Origin of the sequence: Enterococcus sp. DIV2371 (genome assembly GCF_050498525.1) — a bacterium.
Lineage (GTDB): Bacteria > Bacillota > Bacilli > Lactobacillales > Enterococcaceae > Enterococcus_B > Enterococcus_B mangumiae.
On sequence record NZ_JBIPAJ010000001.1, the window covers coordinates 744,558 to 762,668 of the forward strand.

At 40.1% G+C, this 18,111-nt stretch carries 16 protein-coding genes, 2 pseudogenes and 1 other annotated feature; of the genes and pseudogenes, 16 read left to right on the forward strand and 2 right to left on the reverse strand.

Features of this window, described 5'->3' with window-relative positions:
• Nucleotide 1 precedes the first annotated feature (1 nt).
• The gene (locus IGL24_RS03440; protein ID WP_206857034.1) at nt 2-487 is read right to left on the reverse strand and encodes a prolyl-tRNA synthetase associated domain-containing protein; all 486 of its coding nucleotides are present in this window, start codon (nt 485-487) and stop codon (nt 2-4) included.
• 92 nt (nt 488-579) lie between these two features.
• Nucleotides 580-810: a binding site (T-box leader), on the forward strand.
• Nucleotides 811-900: 90 nt separating this feature from the next.
• Here IGL24_RS03440 and IGL24_RS03445 point away from each other — a divergent pair.
• The 11 genes and pseudogenes from IGL24_RS03445 to IGL24_RS03495 all read left to right on the forward strand — a co-directional run bounded on the left by IGL24_RS03445 (nt 901) and on the right by IGL24_RS03495 (nt 12,548).
• Nucleotides 901-1,542, forward strand: a complete 642-nt coding sequence (locus IGL24_RS03445) for an amino acid ABC transporter permease (protein WP_206857035.1) — start codon at nt 901-903, stop codon at nt 1,540-1,542.
• A gap of 20 nt (nt 1,543-1,562) precedes the next feature.
• On the forward strand, nt 1,563-2,198 hold the full coding sequence (locus IGL24_RS03450; RefSeq protein WP_206857036.1) for an amino acid ABC transporter ATP-binding protein: 636 nt from the start codon (nt 1,563-1,565) through the stop codon (nt 2,196-2,198).
• A gap of 18 nt (nt 2,199-2,216) precedes the next feature.
• The gene (locus tag IGL24_RS03455) at nt 2,217-3,029 is read left to right on the forward strand and encodes an amino acid ABC transporter substrate-binding protein (protein ID WP_206857037.1); all 813 of its coding nucleotides are present in this window, start codon (nt 2,217-2,219) and stop codon (nt 3,027-3,029) included.
• A 208-nt stretch (nt 3,030-3,237) separates the two neighbouring features.
• Nucleotides 3,238-4,680 (forward strand): glycoside hydrolase family 1 protein, encoded by a 1,443-nt coding sequence (locus IGL24_RS03460; protein WP_207700076.1) that lies wholly within the window; start codon nt 3,238-3,240, stop codon nt 4,678-4,680.
• A 174-nt stretch (nt 4,681-4,854) separates the two neighbouring features.
• Nucleotides 4,855-5,704: pseudogene (locus IGL24_RS03465) on the forward strand (cell division protein FtsK); the annotation flags it as partial.
• Nucleotides 5,705-5,778: 74 nt separating this feature from the next.
• A pseudogene (locus IGL24_RS03470) lies at nt 5,779-7,296 on the forward strand (DNA translocase FtsK); the annotation flags it as partial.
• Between the two features lie 623 nt (nt 7,297-7,919).
• Nucleotides 7,920-8,294 (forward strand): ribonuclease G, encoded by a 375-nt coding sequence (locus IGL24_RS03475; protein ID WP_206857053.1) that lies wholly within the window; start codon nt 7,920-7,922, stop codon nt 8,292-8,294.
• 16 nt (nt 8,295-8,310) lie between these two features.
• Nucleotides 8,311-8,724 carry a hypothetical protein gene (locus tag IGL24_RS03480; protein ID WP_206857043.1) on the forward strand — a complete coding sequence of 138 codons (414 nt, stop codon included), beginning with the start codon at nt 8,311-8,313 and terminating at the stop codon, nt 8,722-8,724.
• Between the two features lie 120 nt (nt 8,725-8,844).
• Nucleotides 8,845-9,918: a 23S rRNA (adenine(2503)-C(2))-methyltransferase RlmN gene (gene rlmN, locus IGL24_RS03485; RefSeq protein WP_206857045.1), complete on the forward strand. Its 1,074-nt coding sequence runs from the start codon at nt 8,845-8,847 to the stop codon at nt 9,916-9,918.
• A gap of 85 nt (nt 9,919-10,003) precedes the next feature.
• Complete coding sequence (gene aac(6'), locus IGL24_RS03490; RefSeq protein WP_206857046.1) at nt 10,004-10,546, forward strand: aminoglycoside N-acetyltransferase AAC(6')-Ii; 543 nt, start codon at nt 10,004-10,006, stop codon at nt 10,544-10,546.
• A gap of 334 nt (nt 10,547-10,880) precedes the next feature.
• The gene (locus IGL24_RS03495) at nt 10,881-12,548 is read left to right on the forward strand and encodes a peptide ABC transporter substrate-binding protein (protein WP_207700077.1); all 1,668 of its coding nucleotides are present in this window, start codon (nt 10,881-10,883) and stop codon (nt 12,546-12,548) included.
• A gap of 92 nt (nt 12,549-12,640) precedes the next feature.
• On the opposite strand, the gene IGL24_RS03500 is transcribed toward IGL24_RS03495, so the two are convergent.
• A complete protein-coding gene (locus IGL24_RS03500) occupies nt 12,641-12,985 on the reverse strand; it encodes a DUF3899 domain-containing protein (RefSeq protein WP_207115548.1) in 345 nt (114 codons plus the stop codon).
• Nucleotides 12,986-13,065: 80 nt separating this feature from the next.
• Between IGL24_RS03500 and opp3b the strand changes: the two genes are divergently transcribed.
• Genes opp3b through IGL24_RS03525 form a run of 5 tightly spaced genes read left to right on the forward strand, consistent with a single transcriptional unit; the run spans nt 13,066 to nt 18,088 of the window.
• The gene (opp3b, locus tag IGL24_RS03505; RefSeq protein ID WP_019722500.1) at nt 13,066-14,007 is read left to right on the forward strand and encodes an oligopeptide ABC transporter permease; all 942 of its coding nucleotides are present in this window, start codon (nt 13,066-13,068) and stop codon (nt 14,005-14,007) included.
• On the forward strand, nt 14,008-15,051 hold the full coding sequence (locus tag IGL24_RS03510; RefSeq protein ID WP_206853373.1) for an ABC transporter permease: 1,044 nt from the start codon (nt 14,008-14,010) through the stop codon (nt 15,049-15,051).
• Nucleotides 15,052-15,056: 5 nt separating this feature from the next.
• Nucleotides 15,057-16,139 carry an ABC transporter ATP-binding protein gene (locus IGL24_RS03515; protein WP_206853371.1) on the forward strand — a complete coding sequence of 361 codons (1,083 nt, stop codon included), beginning with the start codon at nt 15,057-15,059 and terminating at the stop codon, nt 16,137-16,139.
• Nucleotides 16,114-17,067 (forward strand): ABC transporter ATP-binding protein, encoded by a 954-nt coding sequence (locus IGL24_RS03520; protein WP_206853369.1) that lies wholly within the window; start codon nt 16,114-16,116, stop codon nt 17,065-17,067. The genes IGL24_RS03515 and IGL24_RS03520 overlap by 26 nt, the downstream gene beginning before the upstream one ends.
• Nucleotides 17,068-17,080: 13 nt before the next feature.
• Entirely contained in the window at nt 17,081-18,088 is a 1,008-nt protein-coding gene (locus tag IGL24_RS03525) for an RNA-guided endonuclease TnpB family protein (protein WP_206853367.1), read from the forward strand.
• Nucleotides 18,089-18,111: the final 23 nt, after the last annotated feature.

The window sequence follows — 18,111 nt, forward strand, 5'->3', positions numbered from 1 at the left end:
GCTACAAGACTTCATACCATGGCAGATGATTCAGATGAGCGAGTAATCGTTCAAAATCTGCAAAGGGAAAAATGACAGTACTCGTATTGCTGTTTGGATGAAAGCCGACGGTATCTTTGCGGTCGATTGAGGAATCAATGACGACTTGGACCTCGTTTTCTAAATCGTTGACTAAGGCAAACGGATTGACGGTACCTGGTGGAACATGTAATAGACGTTTCACTTGTTCTTCTGAAACAAATGATAATCGTTTTTCTTTCAACTGTTCTGCCAACAACTTTAAATCGGCTTGTTTTTCATCAGGCAAGACGACGAAATAAATTTGTTTGCCTTTCTTTGACTTGATTAAGAGATTTTTGACTTGTGGTCCTGGCAAAGAGAACGTGAGATTTTTGACGGAAGTGATTGCCGGATGGCTCACTTCTTGGTAATTGATTGCTAATCGATCAAGTAGATCATAAGCTTCTTGTTTCGTGGCATCAGACATAAAAAACAAACCTCCATTCATTTTTTATTTATTTTAGCACAAAAAAGATTGACAAATAAAAATGAATCAGGTAAATTACTCATTAAGTTAAATAAAAGACATCGAAAAGAAGAGTAGCGATTAAGTGTTTGAAGAGAGTCTCTGGTTGGTGAGAAGAGACAATAACTGATTGTGAAACACATCTTGGAGTCGATTTTCTGAACAACCAGTAAGGAAATCCGGGAAGCCCGTTATAGCTGCGGTCGTTGTTAGACGACCAGATAAGGTTAGTTTTGCGAAAAACTAATAAAAAAAGGTGGAACCACGTATTTTACGTCCTTTGATCTTCGGATCAAAGGACTTTTTTTGTTTTTCATGTGGTTGGAAGGGACAGCTAACAATGTACCCCTTTAAAGAAAAGAGGAGGAAGAAAAATGAATGATTTATTAGAAGTGATGCCACAGTTGTTAGTAGGGGCGCTGACAACCTTAAAATTATTTGCCTTTACCTTGATTGGTTCTTTGCCGTTAGGAATTATTTTAGCTTTAGGATTGTCGTTGCATTTTAAACCGATACGTTATTTCTTACAGACGTATGTCTGGATCATGCGAGGAACACCGCTATTATTACAATTGATTTTCGTATTTTATGGCTTACCAACGATTGGGATCGTATTTGACCGCTTCGAAGCTGCCTTGATCGCATTCATTTTAAATTATGCTGCATACTTTGCAGAGATTTTCCGTGGCGGTATCCAGTCAATTCCTAAAGGGCAATATGAAGCAGCGCAAGTGTTACAGTTGAGTCCTTTCCAAACAGTGACAAGAATCATTATTCCGCAAGTAACAAAAATCGTTTTACCTTCTGTAGGGAATGAAGTCATCAATCTAGTGAAAGATTCTTCTTTGATTTATATCTTAGGTCTAGGAGATGTGATGCGCGCAGGGAAGATTGCGATGGAACGAGATGCTAGCTTGCTTCCACTACTTGGTGTTGCGTTGATCTACCTAGCATTGACAGGGATTTTGACGATCGTGTTGAAACAAATTGAAGAAAAATTAAATTATTACCGCTAAGAATCGAGGAGGGAACAGCGATGATTGAATTAAAAAATATTAGTAAATCATTTGGTGACAAACAAGTGATCAAAGATTTTAACTTAGTAATCCCAGAAGGACAAACATTGGCGATCGGCGGACCGTCTGGTGGCGGAAAAACAACGATGCTACGTATTTTAGCTGGATTGGAAAAAGCAGACAGTGGCGAGTTTTTCCTTGATGGCTCAAAATTCGACCCATTTGAATTGAAAACAGAAGAACAAGTTATAGGAGTCGTGTTTCAAGATTTTCAGCTTTTCCCACACTTGAGTATTTTTGACAATATTACTTTGGCGCCTAAAATGGTGTTGAAACAAAGCAAAGAAGAATACACGAAAAAAGCAGAAGAGTTAGCTGATTCCTTAGGTATTCGTGATTTATTGGGAAATTATCCTTATCAGTTATCTGGGGGACAAAAACAACGGGTGGCAATTGCCCGTGCGTTGGCAATGAACCCGCGAGTATTAGCGTATGATGAACCAACGAGTGCGTTAGATCCAGAGTTACGTCAACAAGTAGAAAAATTGATTCTTACATTAAAAGAAGAAGGTGTGACACAAATCATCGTGACCCATGATTTAGTATTTGCTGAAAATGTTGGGGATCAATTGATCAAAGTTGTACCAAGTAAGTAAGAAAGCGGTGGGGAGAAAATGAAAAAATTCAGCTTTTTGATCCTATCTTTGATTGGTTTTTTCTTTTTAACTGGCTGCACGAACGAGCGGACAGCGACAGAAAGTTGGACAAGGATCAATCAAGAAAAAAAGATCATCGTGGGACTAGACGACAGTTTTGTACCAATGGGTTTTCGTGATAAAGATGGCAAACTGACAGGTTTTGATATTGATTTGGCAAAAGCTGTCTTTGATGAATATGGCATCACGGTTGAATTCCAGCCCATCGATTGGTCGATGAAAGAATTCGAATTGAATAATGGGACGATCGATTTGATCTGGAATGGTTATTCAAAAACACCGGAACGTGAAGAAAAAGTGTTGTTCACAAAACCATATATGAAAAATGATCAAGTACTGATCACACCTAAAGATTCTGGCATCACTAGCTTTGAACAAATGAAAGACAAAGTATTAGGCGCACAAAATGGCTCTTCTGGCTATGATATGTTTGTCAGACACCCAGAGATCTTGAAAGATTATGTAAAAAATCAAGATGCGGTCTTATACGCAAGTTTCAATGAAGCATTGATCGATTTGAAGAGTGGTCGTACAGATGGCGTCTTGATCGATAAAGTCTACGCAGAATACTTTTTGACCGTACGCGACGAATTAGATGATTTCAACGTGATCAAAGGGGAGTTTGACGGAGAAGATTTTGCTGTCGGTGCGCGAAAAAATGATGAACTACTCGTGAAGAAAATCAATGATGGCATCGCTGAATTGGTTGAAAACGGAGAGTTTAAAAAGATTTCAGAGAAATGGTTTGGCGAGGATGTCACACCAGAATAGGTGACAGGATGGCATGAGGCGCAAAATCATGGTGAAATCCGAAAAAGGGGGGACAGCATCTGCTGTGCTCTCTTTTTTTGCTATATGTCAGACTTTTTTTTAAAATGACTAGACTTTTGTGATGAAAAGTCGAAAATCTACTTGGTAATGAAAAGGGTTTCGTGTTATTCTAAAGAGGTAAAGATTGAACTAGGAAAGGAAGATGTTCATGGGACACCAAAAGTTAACGGCATTTCCTGATGATTTTCTTTGGGGATCTGCTTCAGCAGCCTATCAAGTAGAAGGCGCATGGCAAGAAGGCGGAAAAGGTGAGTCAGTTTGGGATCGCTTTGTCCGTATTCCAGGTAAGACATTTAAAGGAACGAATGGTGACCTAGCAGTAGATCACTACCATCGTTATAAAGAAGACATTGCCTTGATGAAAGAACAAGGTTTGAAAACGTATCGCTTCTCTGTGGCTTGGACACGTATTTTTCCAAATGGCCGCGGGGAGATCAATCAAGAAGGTTTGGCTTTCTATATGGACTTGATTGATGAATTGATCAAAAACGACATTGAACCAATGTTGACATTGTATCATTGGGATTTACCACAAGCATTACAAGATGAATACCAAGGATGGGAATCTCGTCAGATCATCGAAGATTTTACGAACTATGCAAAAACGTTATTCGAAGCGTTTCGTGGCAAAGTCCATTATTGGGTGAGTTTGAACGAGCAAAATATTTTCACTTCACTAGGTTATTTATTAGCTGTACATCCTCCTGGAGTAACTGATCCAAAACGGATGTATCAGGTGAACCACATTGCAAACTTGGCAAATGCAGCTGTCATCAATGCCTTTCATGAAATGGACATGCCTGGGAAGATCGGACCAAGTTTTGCGTATACGCCAAATTATCCAATCGACAGCGATCCAAAAAACATTTTGGCGGCTGAAAATGCCGAAGATTTGATGGCTCATTATTGGATGGATGTGTACATGTGGGGCAAATATCCGATTGCTGCGATGAAATTCTTAGAAGAGCAAGGATGGGCACCAACGATCGAAGCGGGCGATGAGGAACTATTAGCTTCAGCCAAACCTGACTTTTTAGGGATCAACTACTATCAAACAGCAACGAATGCCTTTAATCCATTGGATGGCGTGGGTGCTGGTAAGATGAATACGACAGGTAAAAAAGGCTCATCAGAGGAGACAGGCGTACCTGGCATGTATAAAAAGATCGAAAATCCATTTGTCGAACGTACGAATTGGGATTGGGAGATTGATCCGGAAGGGTTACGTGTTGCGTTGCGTCGGATCACAAGCCGTTACCGTATTCCTGTTTTGATTACTGAGAATGGTTTAGGTGAATACGATAAATTGACCGAAGATAAAAAAATCCACGATGATTATCGTATCAACTACTTGGAAAGCCATGTAAAAGCAATCAAAGAAGCAATTTCAGATGGCGCAGAAGTCTTGGGCTATTGCACTTGGTCTTATACAGATCTGCTTAGCTGGTTGAATGGTTACCAAAAACGTTATGGTTTTGTATACGTGGATCAAGATGAAACACAAGAAGGTTCACTTGATCGCTACAAAAAAGATAGCTACTATTGGTACCAACAAGTGATTCGTGAAAATGGAGCGAATATTGGCGAGTAGCTGGTCATTTGAACCATTTCTTCATAAAAAATGAATATGAAAAAAAGGAAGAGAGGACGTAGGTCCGGCTCTTCTTTTTTTGATAAAGAAAGAAAATCAGCAATCGGACAAACAAAACTTTTGTTCGCTTGCTTTTTTTTGTATAATGGAACTTGATGAAAAGAGGGATAAATCATGGCAAAGAAAAAACGTCCTGCTAAGAAGAAGAGAAAAACAAAAAAACAAAAACAGCAGCAGGAGCAAATGATTGCGATCGGTGTTGGCTTTGCTTTTATACTATTTGCCGTCTTTGGCTTTTTAAAACTTGGCTTTTTAGGCATTTTAGTGGCGAACGGCTTTCGCATAGTCGCTGGAAATACGTATCAGATCCTCTGTGTAGTATTAGCAGTTTTAGGATTTTGGATCATGGTCAAAAATAGAGAATTTACGATGGGCAAGAGTCGTCGTTGGTTGGGAGTAGGACTGTTTTATTTAGGTATCTTGCTCTTTTTACATGCCAACCTTTTTGGGAAATTGAACAGTGGTGAACCAAATATTATCGGAACGACTTGGGACCTGCTATCGGCAGATATTCGCCAAAGTCAAATCACCGCAAATGTCGGTGGAGGGATGTTAGGTGCATTTCTTTATAATTTGACGTTCTTTTTGATTGCTCAACCAGGTAGTTATTTTGTTGCTGTTTTACTGATTATTGGCGGAGCAACTTTGATCAGTAATATCGAAGGACATCAATTACTGGATGGCTTGCAGACCATGGGAGAGAAATTCCAACAATTGTTGGAAGGAGATCCAGAGAAACAGGCACGTAAACAAGCAGCGAAAGAAGAACGACAAAAGCAACGCGCCGAAGCAAAAGAAGCCAAGCGACTTGCTGCGAAAGAAGCAGCAGAAGCTGAAATGGCGGAAATGGAACAAAAACAAGCGACTCGTCAAAATAATTTTGACGAACAAGCTTCAAATAGTTATGAAGAAAAGGAACCAGAACAATTGAGTTTTGTTCCCATCGATAGTTTTCAAGGGAATGTCCAGTCTCCTGTGATGGAACGTCCGACACAAGCAACAGCACAGCCGACAGAAACGCAGGAGCTATCAGAAGAAGAGCTCTTTGAAGATGATGGCACTGCACTAGAATTTGAGATCGAAGCAGAAGAAGAAAATCAAGCATACGAACTACCTTCGATCGATTTATTAGATTCGGCACAGACGGTAGACCAAAGTGACGAGTATAAGAAAATCGAGAAAAACATTGGCGTCCTAGAACAAACCTTCCAAAGTTTTGGTGTCGATGCAAAAGTCGTCAAAGCGAGTTTAGGACCTTCTGTGACGAAGTTTGAGATCCAACCGGCTGTCGGAGTAAAAGTAAGTAAGATCGTTAGTTTGACGGATGATATTGCGTTAGCTTTAGCTGCAAAAGATGTCCGGATGGAAGCGCCGATTCCTGGGAAATCATTGATTGGGATCGAAGTACCGAATAGCAAGATCAGTATGGTTTCCTTTAGAGAGATCATCGAAGCACAGCCGGATCATCCAGACAAACTATTGGAAGTACCATTAGGACGAGATGTTTCTGGTCGTGTCCAAACGGCTGATTTATCTAAAATGCCTCACTTGCTTGTTGCCGGATCGACTGGTAGTGGGAAGTCGGTCGCCATCAATGGGATCATCACAAGTATCTTGATGCGCGCAAAACCGCATGAAGTAAAATTGATGATGATCGATCCGAAAATGGTTGAGTTGAATATGTATAACGGCATCCCGCATTTATTGACGCCGGTCGTAACTAACCCAAGAAAAGCGGCGCAAGCATTACAAAAAGTCGTTCAGGAAATGGAAGAACGTTACGAGAAATTTGCTGCAACTGGTGTGAGAAATATCTCTGGGTACAATGAATTTGTTCAACAAAAAAATCTGGAAAATGGGACGAAACATCCAACCTTGCCGTTTATCGTCGTCATTGTCGATGAATTGGCGGATCTGATGATGGTCGCAAGTAACGAAGTTGAAGATGCGATCATTCGTTTAGCGCAAATGGCTCGTGCCGCAGGAATCCATATGATCTTAGCGACACAACGACCAAGTGTGGACGTTATCACTGGGATCATCAAAGCAAACGTTCCTTCCCGCATGGCGTTTGCTGTATCCAGCGGAACCGATTCACGGACGATCATTGATTCCAATGGTGCTGAAAAGCTCTTGGGACGAGGGGATATGCTCTTCTTGCCAATGGGTGAGAACAAACCGATCCGGGTCCAAGGCGCATTCATCTCCGATCATGAAGTCGAACGGGTGGTAAGCTTTGTAACGGATCAACAAGAAGCAAATTATGAAGAGAAAATGATGCCGACCGATGAAGTCGAATCAACGGGTTCAAACGAGCAACCACAAGATGAACTATTTGAAGAGGCAAAGGCGTTAGTCATCGAAATGCAAACTGCAAGTATTTCTTTATTGCAGCGACGTTTCAGAATCGGTTACAATCGGGCAGCCCGTTTAGTCGATGAGCTGGAAGCGCATGGAGTCGTAGGTCCTTCAGAAGGAAGTAAACCACGTAAAGTCTTTATTGAGCAGGTGGAAGAATCCATGGATCAGCCACTATCTGACAATCAAGAGATATAAATTAAAAGCAAGAAATCTTTTCTTATTGAATTGATTTTTTGCTTTTTTTTGTGTGTAGTTTAAAAAAATATCTAAGACTAAAAAAAACAGGTAGTAACAGAACAATGATTATAAAATTATTCTTCCTAAAAAAATGATAAGCTTAAAGACACAATAGTTTTTTTAGATGAAAGGAGATTCACTGAATGAACGATGAGAAAACCAAAAAGCTCGATCAAGCAACGAATGAAGCTGCCGAAGAAATGGCAAATGAACAACCCACAGAAATGACGGAGGAAGTGGTCGATACGCCTGTCAACGAGCAAGGTGAAGCACGAACGCAAGAACAAACAGACGAAGTAACAGGAGAACCGAACGAGGAACTGATCAAAGAGCCAATCGAAGCATCAAATGAAGCCCCCATCGAAGAACCAACTAAAGAAGCGATTAAAGCGCCAATCGAAGAATCAGCTAAAGAACCGAATGAAGAACTAATCAAAGCGCCCATCGAAGAACCAGCTAAAGAACCAAATGAAGAATCAATCAAAGAACCGCTACAACCAACCAGTCAAAACCAAAAAGCACCTATTGATGAACCTCAAGTTGGCTTTGCAAATGCTGTCCTTCAAGGGGGCAACAAGGAAGTGCCGGAAGAAATCAAAAAATGGAACTGGGGAGCATTTTCTCTCAATATTCTTTGGGGAATCGGGAATAAAACCTATCTGCCACTATTATGTTTGATTCCAGTATTCAATCTTGTTTGGGTATTTATTTGCGGATTCAAAGGCAACGAATGGGCATGGAGAGATGGCGACTATACAGATATAGCCACATTTAAAAAAGTTCAAAAAACTTGGAGTCGTGCTGGAGTAGCCATGTTTATTATTCAAATTGGGATCATCGTATTACATCTTGGAATCATCGTATTTTTTCTGTATAGTTTATTGAGTTATCGTCATTCGATCATCCAGGATTTTTATAATTACGAGCCTTATCGCTACGATGGCTTCTACTACTAGAAAAGGAGAAAACAACATGCATAAAAAAATGATCAAAACGATTTTCATCTTGAATATCGTTCAAACAGTGGTTTACCTTTTCGGTTTCTTTAACCGAGTAGCAGAGCAGTCAGGTCTGGTTCCGCTCATCTATGTGACACGTATTTGGGGCAACTTTTATGGGATCATTTTTTGGTCGATTCTGAGTATGATTTGTGTGATCGGCTTTACTTTAACCTTGTACTTATTACTTTCAAAAGCAGTAGACTCTAAAAAAGTGGTTGGCTTGATCATTTCTGCTGTCGGGTATGGGTCACCTCTTTTATTCAGTTTCTTCTTGATCATCCCAGCGACTTTACTCATTCTTGGTCTTATCTTTATCAAGTGGTTGATTTTAGATCCAGAAAAGTTGACAGAAGAATATGATGAGGTGGATGATATTCAATCCTGACCTGAATAAGAAGTAGTCCTAGTTTTTAACGATTATTTAGTTTCTTTTGTGAACTATTGCATTAATAAAAGGAATCAGTTATAGTATGTAGCGATACTTTGAGAAAAAGAGGGAATAATCGTGGAAAAACAATCCATTTACGGTTTTACGAATAAAGAATTGACTGCTTGGTTTTTAGAACATGGTGAAAAGAAATTCCGTGCGTCACAAGTATGGGAATGGCTTTACCAAAAGCGTGTGACCAGCTTTGAAGAGATGACCAATCTGTCTAAAAGTTTGATTGAAAAGCTATCTGAGCATTTTGTGATCAATCCATTGAAACAAATGGTCGTGCAAGAGGCAAGTGATGGGACAGTCAAATATTTATTTGAGTTGCCAGATAAAAATATGATCGAAACGGTCTTGATGAGACAGGAATACGGTTTGTCTGTGTGTGTAACTACACAAGTTGGCTGTAATATCGGCTGTACTTTCTGTGCGAGTGGGCTATTAAAGAAAAATCGTGATTTAACAGCCGGTGAGATCGTGGCGCAGATCATGATGGTCCAACATTACTTCGATGAACGTCAACTAGGCGAGCGCGTGTCGCATGTCGTCGTGATGGGGATCGGTGAACCATTTGACAATTACGACAATGTGATGGATTTCTTGCATATTATCAATGATGCGAAAGGTTTAGCGATCGGCGCACGTCACATCACCGTGTCAACAAGTGGTTTGGCGAATAAAATCAAAGAATTTGCTGAAAATGGGTTACAAGTAAACTTAGCCATTTCATTACATGCACCAAATAACGAAGTCCGCACATCCATGATGCGCATCAATCGCCGTTTCCCAATTGAAAAATTGATGGAAGCTGTCGATGAGTACTTGGAGAAGACCAATCGCCGGATCACGTTCGAATACATTATGTTGAACCAAGTAAATGATCGACCTGAGCATGCACAACAACTTGCAGACTTATTGAAAGATAAGAAAAAATTGACCTATGTCAATCTGATCCCATACAATCCAGTAAGTGAACATGATCAGTATTCAAGAAGTCCGAAAGCTGATGTATTGAAGTTTTACGATGTCTTGAAGAAGAATGGTATCAATTGTGTGATTCGTAAAGAGCATGGTACAGATATTGATGCTGCCTGTGGGCAGTTGCGCAGCAAACAAATGAAAAAAGAAAAAACTGTCGCAAAATAAATATTTTTAAAGTTAAGTTTTCTTTCCTTCTCTTTTTTTCGTTCGGCTGATAGAATAGGCTGAAATCGGAATGGAGGGAAATGAGATGATCATCAGTGAATTTGATCGTAAAAATATTGGCTTGAAGGATCAGCTTGCTGACCTTTTGCGATTGACTTGGCCTGCGGATTACGGAGAACAACCAATGAAAGAAGTCGAGGAACTACTGGCAACGGAGCGGATCGCTGTTTCAGCAGTGGAACAAGATCGGTTAGTCGGCTTTATTGGTGCGCTCCCTCAATATGGGATGACAGGCTGGGAACTTCACCCTCTAGTGGTAGAAACTTCTTATCGAAAGAAGTATATCGGTAGCCGTTTAGTGGATTACTTAGAAAAAGAAATCGCCTCTAAAGGTGGAGTGATGGTTTATTTAGGAACAGATGATGTGGACGGAGCAACAAGTCTCAGTCACACGGATCTTTTTGATCATCCATTGGATAAGCTGAAAGCAATCAAAAATTTCAACAAACATCCTTATACATTTTATGAAAAGCTGGGCTATCAGATTGTTGGTGCGATTCCTGATGCAAATGGCATCAATCAACCAGATATCATTCTGGCAAAACGCCTTGGGGAAATCGATCAATGAACGAAGAACCAAAAATGATTTCACAACAATCGAATAAAACATGCGAGTCTCCCGTACTGTGGAGGCTCTTTTTTTGGGCAAAATCCGAACATTAATAAGAAACGTTCTTATAACAGTAATTATTTTATGATTATTTTATTCTCGAGAGGATAAGATAAAAATCCTTGATTTATCTCAATTTTTCAGAAAAAAATAATAAAATGTTCATGCAATAATCATTATTTTTTAGAAAAAGCAAAAAAAACTGTTGCAATTTTAATAATTATTCATTAAACTCATAAACAACTCAGAAAATACTAATTATTCTGAAAATTTCGATAAAGGGGTACGGAAGATGAAAAAGAATTTAACTTTTGGTGTTGTGGCCTTATCTGGGCTAGTACTTGCCGGTTGTTATGGTGGCGGCAGTGCAGATACAAATGGTAGTGGTTCTGCAAGTAGTGGATCAGCAGATGGAGGAGGCGTCTTCAACTTAGTAGTACCTCAAGAAATGCCGTCAGCCGATTTATCGGTCGCGACAGATACAATCAGTTTTACTGCACTAAATAATGTGTATGAAGGAATTTATCGTTTAGATGAAGATAGTAAACCTCAACCAGCCGGTGCAAGTGAAATGGCTGAAGTTAGTGAAGATGGACTGACTTATAAAATCAAATTGCGTGAAGACGCAAAATGGTCAAACGGTGAACCTGTCACAGCAGCTGATTATGTCTACGGTTGGCAACGTACGGTAGATCCAGCAACGGCATCAGAATATGCGTATCTTTTTGCACCAGTTGAAAATGCTGAAGCAATCACAGCAGGCGACAAAGACAAATCAGAACTAGGGATCAAAGCAGTCGGCGATTATGAATTGGAAATCACATTAGCAAAACAAACACCATACTTCCAATACTTACTTGCTTTCCCTTCATTCTTCCCACAAAGTCAAGCAGTAGTTGAGGAACATGGTGACGCGTACGCATCTTCAAGTGATAACGCAGTTTACAATGGACCATTTACATTAGCTGATTTTGATGGACCAGGAACTGACACTGAATGGACTTACAAGAAAAATGAAGAGTATTGGGATAAAGATGCAGTCCAATTATCAGAAATCAAAGTAAGTGTTGTTAAAGAATCTTCTACTGCATTGAATCTATTCAAAGATGGACAAGCAGACGATGTCATCTTGTCAGGTGAATTAGCACAACAAAATGCGAATGATCCAGCTTACACTTCAGTAAAAGAAGCACGTACAAGCTATATCGAGTTCAATCAAAGAGAAGACGATTCACCATTCAAAAATGTGAACTTAAGAAAAGCGATTTCTTATTCAATCAACCGTGAAGCATTAGTGAAACAAGTAATGGGTGATGGCTCAGTTGTTTCAACAGGATTGATTCCTGCGGACATGACTAAGAACCCTGAAACAAATGAAGATTTCGCAGCAGAAGCAGGCGAATTAGTATCATATGATCAAGATAAAGCAAAAGAATATTGGGAAAAAGCGAAGAGTGAGTTAGGAATCGATTCTCTAGAATTTGAATTGATGGCATCAGATGATGACTCAACGAAAAAAGTGATCGAATATATCCAAAACTCTATCCAAGAAAATCTAGATGGTGTGAAAGTGAAACCTACACCAGTACCATTCTCTGTTCGTCTAGACCGTTCATCATCTGGTGATTTTGACACAGTATTAGGTGGATGGGGCGCAGACTACGCTGACCCAAGTAGTTTCACTGACTTATTTGTAACAGGTAACTCTTATAACCGTGGTCAATGGTCAAATGCTGACTATGACAAAGCTGTTGAAGCTTCTGCTTCTAAAGATGCTGGTGACGAACAAGCACGTTGGGCTGACTTACAAGAAGCGAATAAAATCATCGCTGAAGATATGGGTGTCGTTCCAGTTTATCAAAAAGCTGAAGGTCATTTAGTTAATCCAAAAGTCAAAGGTATCGTTCATCATGCTGCTGGTGCATCATGGGATTACAAATGGACATATATTGAAGAATAATCTGTCCTAAAAAAGAAAAAAGAGTGTCTGGGATGGTTCAAAGATCCCAGACATTCAATTTTCTGATCCTAGTCATTCTTTTGGCTGTTCATTTAGATAAGTGAAATGAGCGCAAAGACAATCGAAAACACAAGCAAAATTCCAGCGATGATCAGCCAAAAGGTATACATACCGTAGCTGACAGAAGATAGTGAAGTAAATTCTGGTTTTTCTTTCCGGTTTCTTGTTCGTGCTAAATGGATCGAACGCTGAAAGTGATCAAAGAAACCTGAGGAGAATACCCATAAAAATCCGCCGATAATCAAAAACGGCAACGCACATAAAAATAAATCATTGGATAATTGAAGAAGAGTCAGTTGATCAGTCACAATATTTTTTACAAATACGAGGACGATCACTAGACTGGCAAACAAATAAGGACGATATTTTTTTTTCATTATTTTGCTCCTTTATCATTGGTTCATTAAATAATGTAGCGAAACATTGATCAGAAGTCAAAAGCTAGGGGGAAACATTCGTGAATAGTTATATAAAATATGTATTAAAACGCGTCTTCTTTATGGTCATCACACTTTGGTTGATTGCAACCATTACATTCTTTTTGATGCAATTATTACCTGGAACACCTTATACGAACCAAGAACGTTTAAGTCCTGAAACGATCGAGATGTTGAACAAGCAAGTCGGTTTGGACAAACCAGTGATCGTTCAATATGGGATCTATCTTTCTAATTTGATCCAAGGAGATTTTGGTATCTCATTCCAATTCAAAAACCAACCAGTTGCTAACTTATTAGCAGGACGAGTAGGACCTTCGTTACAACTTGGGCTACAAGCAATCATTTTCGGAACATTCTTTGGAACGATCCTAGGAACGATTTCGGCAATGAAACAAAATACTTGGGTCGATACGTCTTCAACATTAGTCGCAATCTTAGGTCGTTCTATCCCTAACTTTGTGTTTGCGGTGCTGTTGCAATATATTTTTGCTATCCAATTCCGCGTATTACCAATTGCCAAATGGGATGGGTTCATGTATACGATCTTACCAACGATCGCATTAGCCATGTCGCCATTAGCCGATTCTGCCCGATTCATCCGAACAGAAATGGTGGAAGTGTTGCATAGTGATTATGTTGAACTCGCTCGAGCAAAAGGTTTGAGTCGTTGGGAAATTGCCTTCAAGCATGGCTTACGAAATAGTTTGATCCCATTGATGACGTTGTTAGGACCACTAGCAGTAGCATTGATGACTGGTTCATTAGTCGTTGAAAATATTTTTGCGATTCCAGGGATCGGTGAGCAATTCGTTAAATCAATTACAACCAATGATTATCCAACGATCATGGCTGTGACGATCTTGTATTCATTTATGTTGATCTTAGTCATTTTAGTCGTGGATCTACTCTACGGTCTAGTTGATCCGAGAATCCGAGTTTCTGAAGGGAGCCGAAGCTAGATGGAATTGATACCTAAACGTTACGAAACAATTGCAGAAATACCTGCAGATGAATTTTTACCCTTACAAAAAAATACAGAAGAAGAACGTGAAAAAATCGAAGCTCCTTCACTGAATTTTATTCAAGATTCTTGGCGTCGATTGAAGAAAAACAAAGCGGCAGTTATTTCCATGGGGCTACTATTGACGATCATCTTTATCTCGATCATCACGATTTTTGTTTCTCCTCACGATCCAACTGCTCAAAATGTGGATTATATCAACTTGCCACCCCGTATTCCTGGCATCGATATCGATGGCCTGAATGGGAAAGCAATGGTTGCAGGTGAGTTAGTCGATAAATATGCACAAGCAAATGTTCCAGCAGACGTGAACTACTTTTTAGGAACAGATGGTTTAGGACGTGATGTGTTAAGTCGTTTGTTCATGGGAACACGGATCTCCTTGTTGATTGCATTTATCGCGGCCTTACTAGACGTAACGATCGGTGTAGCATATGGTTTGATCTCTGGTTTACTAGGTGGTCGTGTAGATAACGCGATGCAACGTTTCTTAGAAGTCTTATCTGGTATTCCTAACTTAGTCGTAATGATCTTGATGTTAGTCGTTTTTGAACCAGGGATCTTCTCGATCGTAGCAGCGATGGCGATCACGAACTGGATTCCAATGGCGCGGATCGTCAGGGCGCAAACATTGAAATTAAAAGACCAAGAGTATGTATTAGCAGGGATGACGTTAGGTGAATCCAAATGGAAGATCGCCTTTAAACATATCTTGCCAAACATCTCGAGCGTGATCATCATCCAAATGATGTTCAGTATCCCATCAGCGATTTTCTTCGAAGCTTTCTTAAGCTTCATCGGTCTAGGCTTGACACCTCCTTCTGCTTCATTGGGAACGATGTTGAGCGATGGCTATAAAACATTCTTATACTTGCCGTATCTATTATGGATTCCGGCAGCAACTTTATCGGTGATCATGATTGGTTTCAACCTATTAGCAGATGGCTTACGTGATGCCTTTGATCCTAAAATGAAAGAGTGAGTACGATGACGAAAATTCTTGAAGTAAAGAACTTACAAATCTCCTTTGATACCTATGCTGGGAAAGTCCAAGCAATCCGAGGCGTCGATTTTCATTTGAACAAAGGTGAAACATTGGCGATCGTTGGTGAATCCGGTAGTGGGAAATCCGTAACGACTAGAAGTATCATGCGTTTACTTTCAAGTAACGCATCGATCGATTCAGGTGAGATTTTATTCAAAGGACAAAATATTGTTGATAAAACAGAAAAAGAAATGCAAAAGATTCGTGGAAAAGAAATCGCAATGATCTTCCAAGATCCGATGACATCATTAGATCCAACGATGACGATCGGCAAACAAGTAGCAGAATCTTTACGTAAGCACAATAAAGTATCGAAAAAAGAAGGGCAAAAAGCCGCTTTAGATTTATTGAATCTTGTAGGGATACCGGATGCTGAAAAACGTATCCACAGCTATCCCCATCAATTTTCAGGAGGACAGCGCCAACGGATCGTGATTGCGATTGCGTTGATTTGTTACCCAGAGATCTTGATTGCAGATGAACCAACGACTGCTCTAGATGTGACGATCCAAGCACAGATTTTAGAATTGTTGAAAAAAATCCAATCAAAGATCGATACATCGATCATTTTTATCACCCATGACCTTGGTGTTGTGGCAAACGTCGCCGATCGAGTAGCCGTGATGTATGGTGGGAAAATCATTGAAGTCGGTACGTCTGAAGAGATTTTCTACAATCCACAGCATCCATATACTTGGGGCTTACTTGGCTCCATGCCTACGTTGGAAAGTGGCAATGACCGCTTATATGCGATCCCAGGTTCGCCACCGGATCTTTTGAATCCGCCAAAAGGCGATGCGTTCTATCCACGGAATGAGTTTGCATTGAAGATCGATGCCGAACAAGCTCCACCGTTTTTCGAATTATCACCAACACATCAAGCGGCTACTTGGCTATTAGCCCCACAAGCACCTAAAGTGACGCCACCGGAAGAAATCCAACGGCGCTGGGCGATTTTTCAAGAAAAGCAAAAAGCACATGGCCAAGGGGGACTGAACAATGAACAAAAAACTGCTCGAGGTTAAAGGCTTAAAACAGTATTTCAATGTCGGAAAGAAAAATGAAGTTCATGCGGTGAATGACATCAGTTTCCACATTTATGAAGGAGAAACATTTGGTTTAGTTGGTGAGTCTGGTAGTGGGAAATCAACAACTGGACGTACGATCATCCGTTTGAATGAACCGACGGGTGGCGAGATTTTATTTGACGGTCAAGATGTAACGAAGTTAAAAGGAAAAGAAGCGATGACCAAGTTTCGTCATGAAGTGCAAATGATTTTCCAAGACCCTTATGCTTCATTGAATCCGAGAATGAAAGTCCGTGACATCATTGCAGAAGGCATCGATGTCAACGGATTAGCTAAATCACCCGAAGAACGTGCAACAAAAGTCAATGAATTACTAAAAACTGTTGGCTTGAATCCCAGTCACGGCACACGTTACCCACATGAATTTTCAGGTGGGCAGCGTCAACGGATCGGAATTGCCCGAGCATTAGCGGTCAATCCTAAGTTTATCATTTGTGATGAACCGATCTCTGCCTTAGACGTATCGATCCAAGCACAAGTAGTCAACCTTTTACAAGACTTGCAAAAAGAACAAGGCTTGACTTACTTGTTTATTGCCCATGACTTATCTATGGTGAAACATATCAGTGACCGTATCGGCGTGATGCACAATGGCTTGTTACTAGAAATGGGAACAAGTGAAGAAATCTATAATCATGGGGTACATCCTTATACAGAAAGTTTACTCTCAGCGATTCCTTTGCCTGACCCAGACCATGAACGTCAACGTCGTCGAATCAAGTATCAACCTGAACCAGACGATGGAAAAGCTCGTTCGTTGCGAGAGATCGCACCAGAGCATTTCGTTTATGCAACGGAGCAAGAAGTTGCTTATTATGCAAAAAAATTAAAACGGCAAAAGGAAGCCTTGCTAGTCGCAAACTAGGAGGGAGAAGCCGATGCTAAAAGCCTTTAAATTTCGAATTTATCCCACTGCTTCACAAAAACAGTGGTTGATCCAAACATTTGGTTGTGTGCGTTTCACTTACAATCATTTATTAAAAGCCAGACAAGCGTATTATTTGGAAACAAAAGAAATCGATTATACGTTGACACCTGCTTCTTTAAAAAAACAATATCCTTTTTTAAAGGAAGTCGATAGTTTAGCCTTAGCGAATGCCCAATTAAACTTGGATCGTGCATTTCGTAATTATTTTAAAGGACGCGCAAGCTTCCCCAAACTGAAAAATAAAAAAAGTATTTGGCAGTCGTATACGACGAACAACCAAAAGGGAACGATCTATTTAGAAGAAACATACATCAAACTGCCAAAGTTAAAAGAGAAGATCCGCATCCATGCCCATCGTCCGATTGAAGGAACGATTCGTTCAGCGACGATCTCCTCTCGTTACAATGAGCTGTTTTATGTGTCATTGCTTTGTGAAGTTCCCCAAAAAACAATGGAAGCATCAAATAAATGGATCGGGATCGCCTATGATCCAGATCGTCTAGTGGAGATGTCCACACCGATCGATATCTCGGTCCCTAAATTCAAACACGTCGATCGGCAGCTTGTTCGAGCAAAAAGAAAGCTTGTGATCAAAGGTCGGGCAGCGCAACACAGACGGACACACGTTGAAAGAGTTAAAAATTACCAAAAACAAAAACGAAAAATCAAAGACCTGTATTTAAAACAAAAATTTCAACGAGAAGACTATTTTGAACAAATTTCAGGAACGGTCATCCGTAACTATGATTATTTGTTTGTCGAATCGATTTCAGCAGACTGTTCAGAAGGTGAGTTTTCAATCCAAGATTGGCATAAGCTATTAGCAAAACTCCAGTACAAATCGCAATGGTACAGCAAAAAGCTAGTATTGATCGATATGCAGGAACAAACGAATCCTTCCACAGGAAAAAAGAGTCTGGAATTAGTTGAAATAGGAAAACAAGTTCTGTTTGAATAAAAAAACTGGTAGGGGCGCCAGGG

What these genes read in the sequence shown, in the direction of transcription:
- IGL24_RS03440 (WP_206857034.1), bottom strand. Translation starts at nt 487, where the DNA reads ATGTCTGATGCCACGAAACAAGAAGCTTATGATCTACTTGATCGATTA.
- IGL24_RS03445 (WP_206857035.1), top strand. Translation starts at nt 901, where the DNA reads ATGAATGATTTATTAGAAGTGATGCCACAGTTGTTAGTAGGGGCGCTG.
- IGL24_RS03450 (WP_206857036.1), top strand. Translation starts at nt 1,563, where the DNA reads ATGATTGAATTAAAAAATATTAGTAAATCATTTGGTGACAAACAAGTG.
- IGL24_RS03455 (WP_206857037.1), top strand. Translation starts at nt 2,217, where the DNA reads ATGAAAAAATTCAGCTTTTTGATCCTATCTTTGATTGGTTTTTTCTTT.
- IGL24_RS03460 (WP_207700076.1), top strand. Translation starts at nt 3,238, where the DNA reads ATGGGACACCAAAAGTTAACGGCATTTCCTGATGATTTTCTTTGGGGA.
- IGL24_RS03480 (WP_206857043.1), top strand. Translation starts at nt 8,311, where the DNA reads ATGCATAAAAAAATGATCAAAACGATTTTCATCTTGAATATCGTTCAA.
- IGL24_RS03495 (WP_207700077.1), top strand. Translation starts at nt 10,881, where the DNA reads ATGAAAAAGAATTTAACTTTTGGTGTTGTGGCCTTATCTGGGCTAGTA.
- IGL24_RS03500 (WP_207115548.1), bottom strand. Translation starts at nt 12,985, where the DNA reads ATGAAAAAAAAATATCGTCCTTATTTGTTTGCCAGTCTAGTGATCGTC.
- IGL24_RS03510 (WP_206853373.1), top strand. Translation starts at nt 14,008, where the DNA reads ATGGAATTGATACCTAAACGTTACGAAACAATTGCAGAAATACCTGCA.
- IGL24_RS03515 (WP_206853371.1), top strand. Translation starts at nt 15,057, where the DNA reads ATGACGAAAATTCTTGAAGTAAAGAACTTACAAATCTCCTTTGATACC.
- IGL24_RS03520 (WP_206853369.1), top strand. Translation starts at nt 16,114, where the DNA reads ATGAACAAAAAACTGCTCGAGGTTAAAGGCTTAAAACAGTATTTCAAT.
- IGL24_RS03525 (WP_206853367.1), top strand. Translation starts at nt 17,081, where the DNA reads ATGCTAAAAGCCTTTAAATTTCGAATTTATCCCACTGCTTCACAAAAA.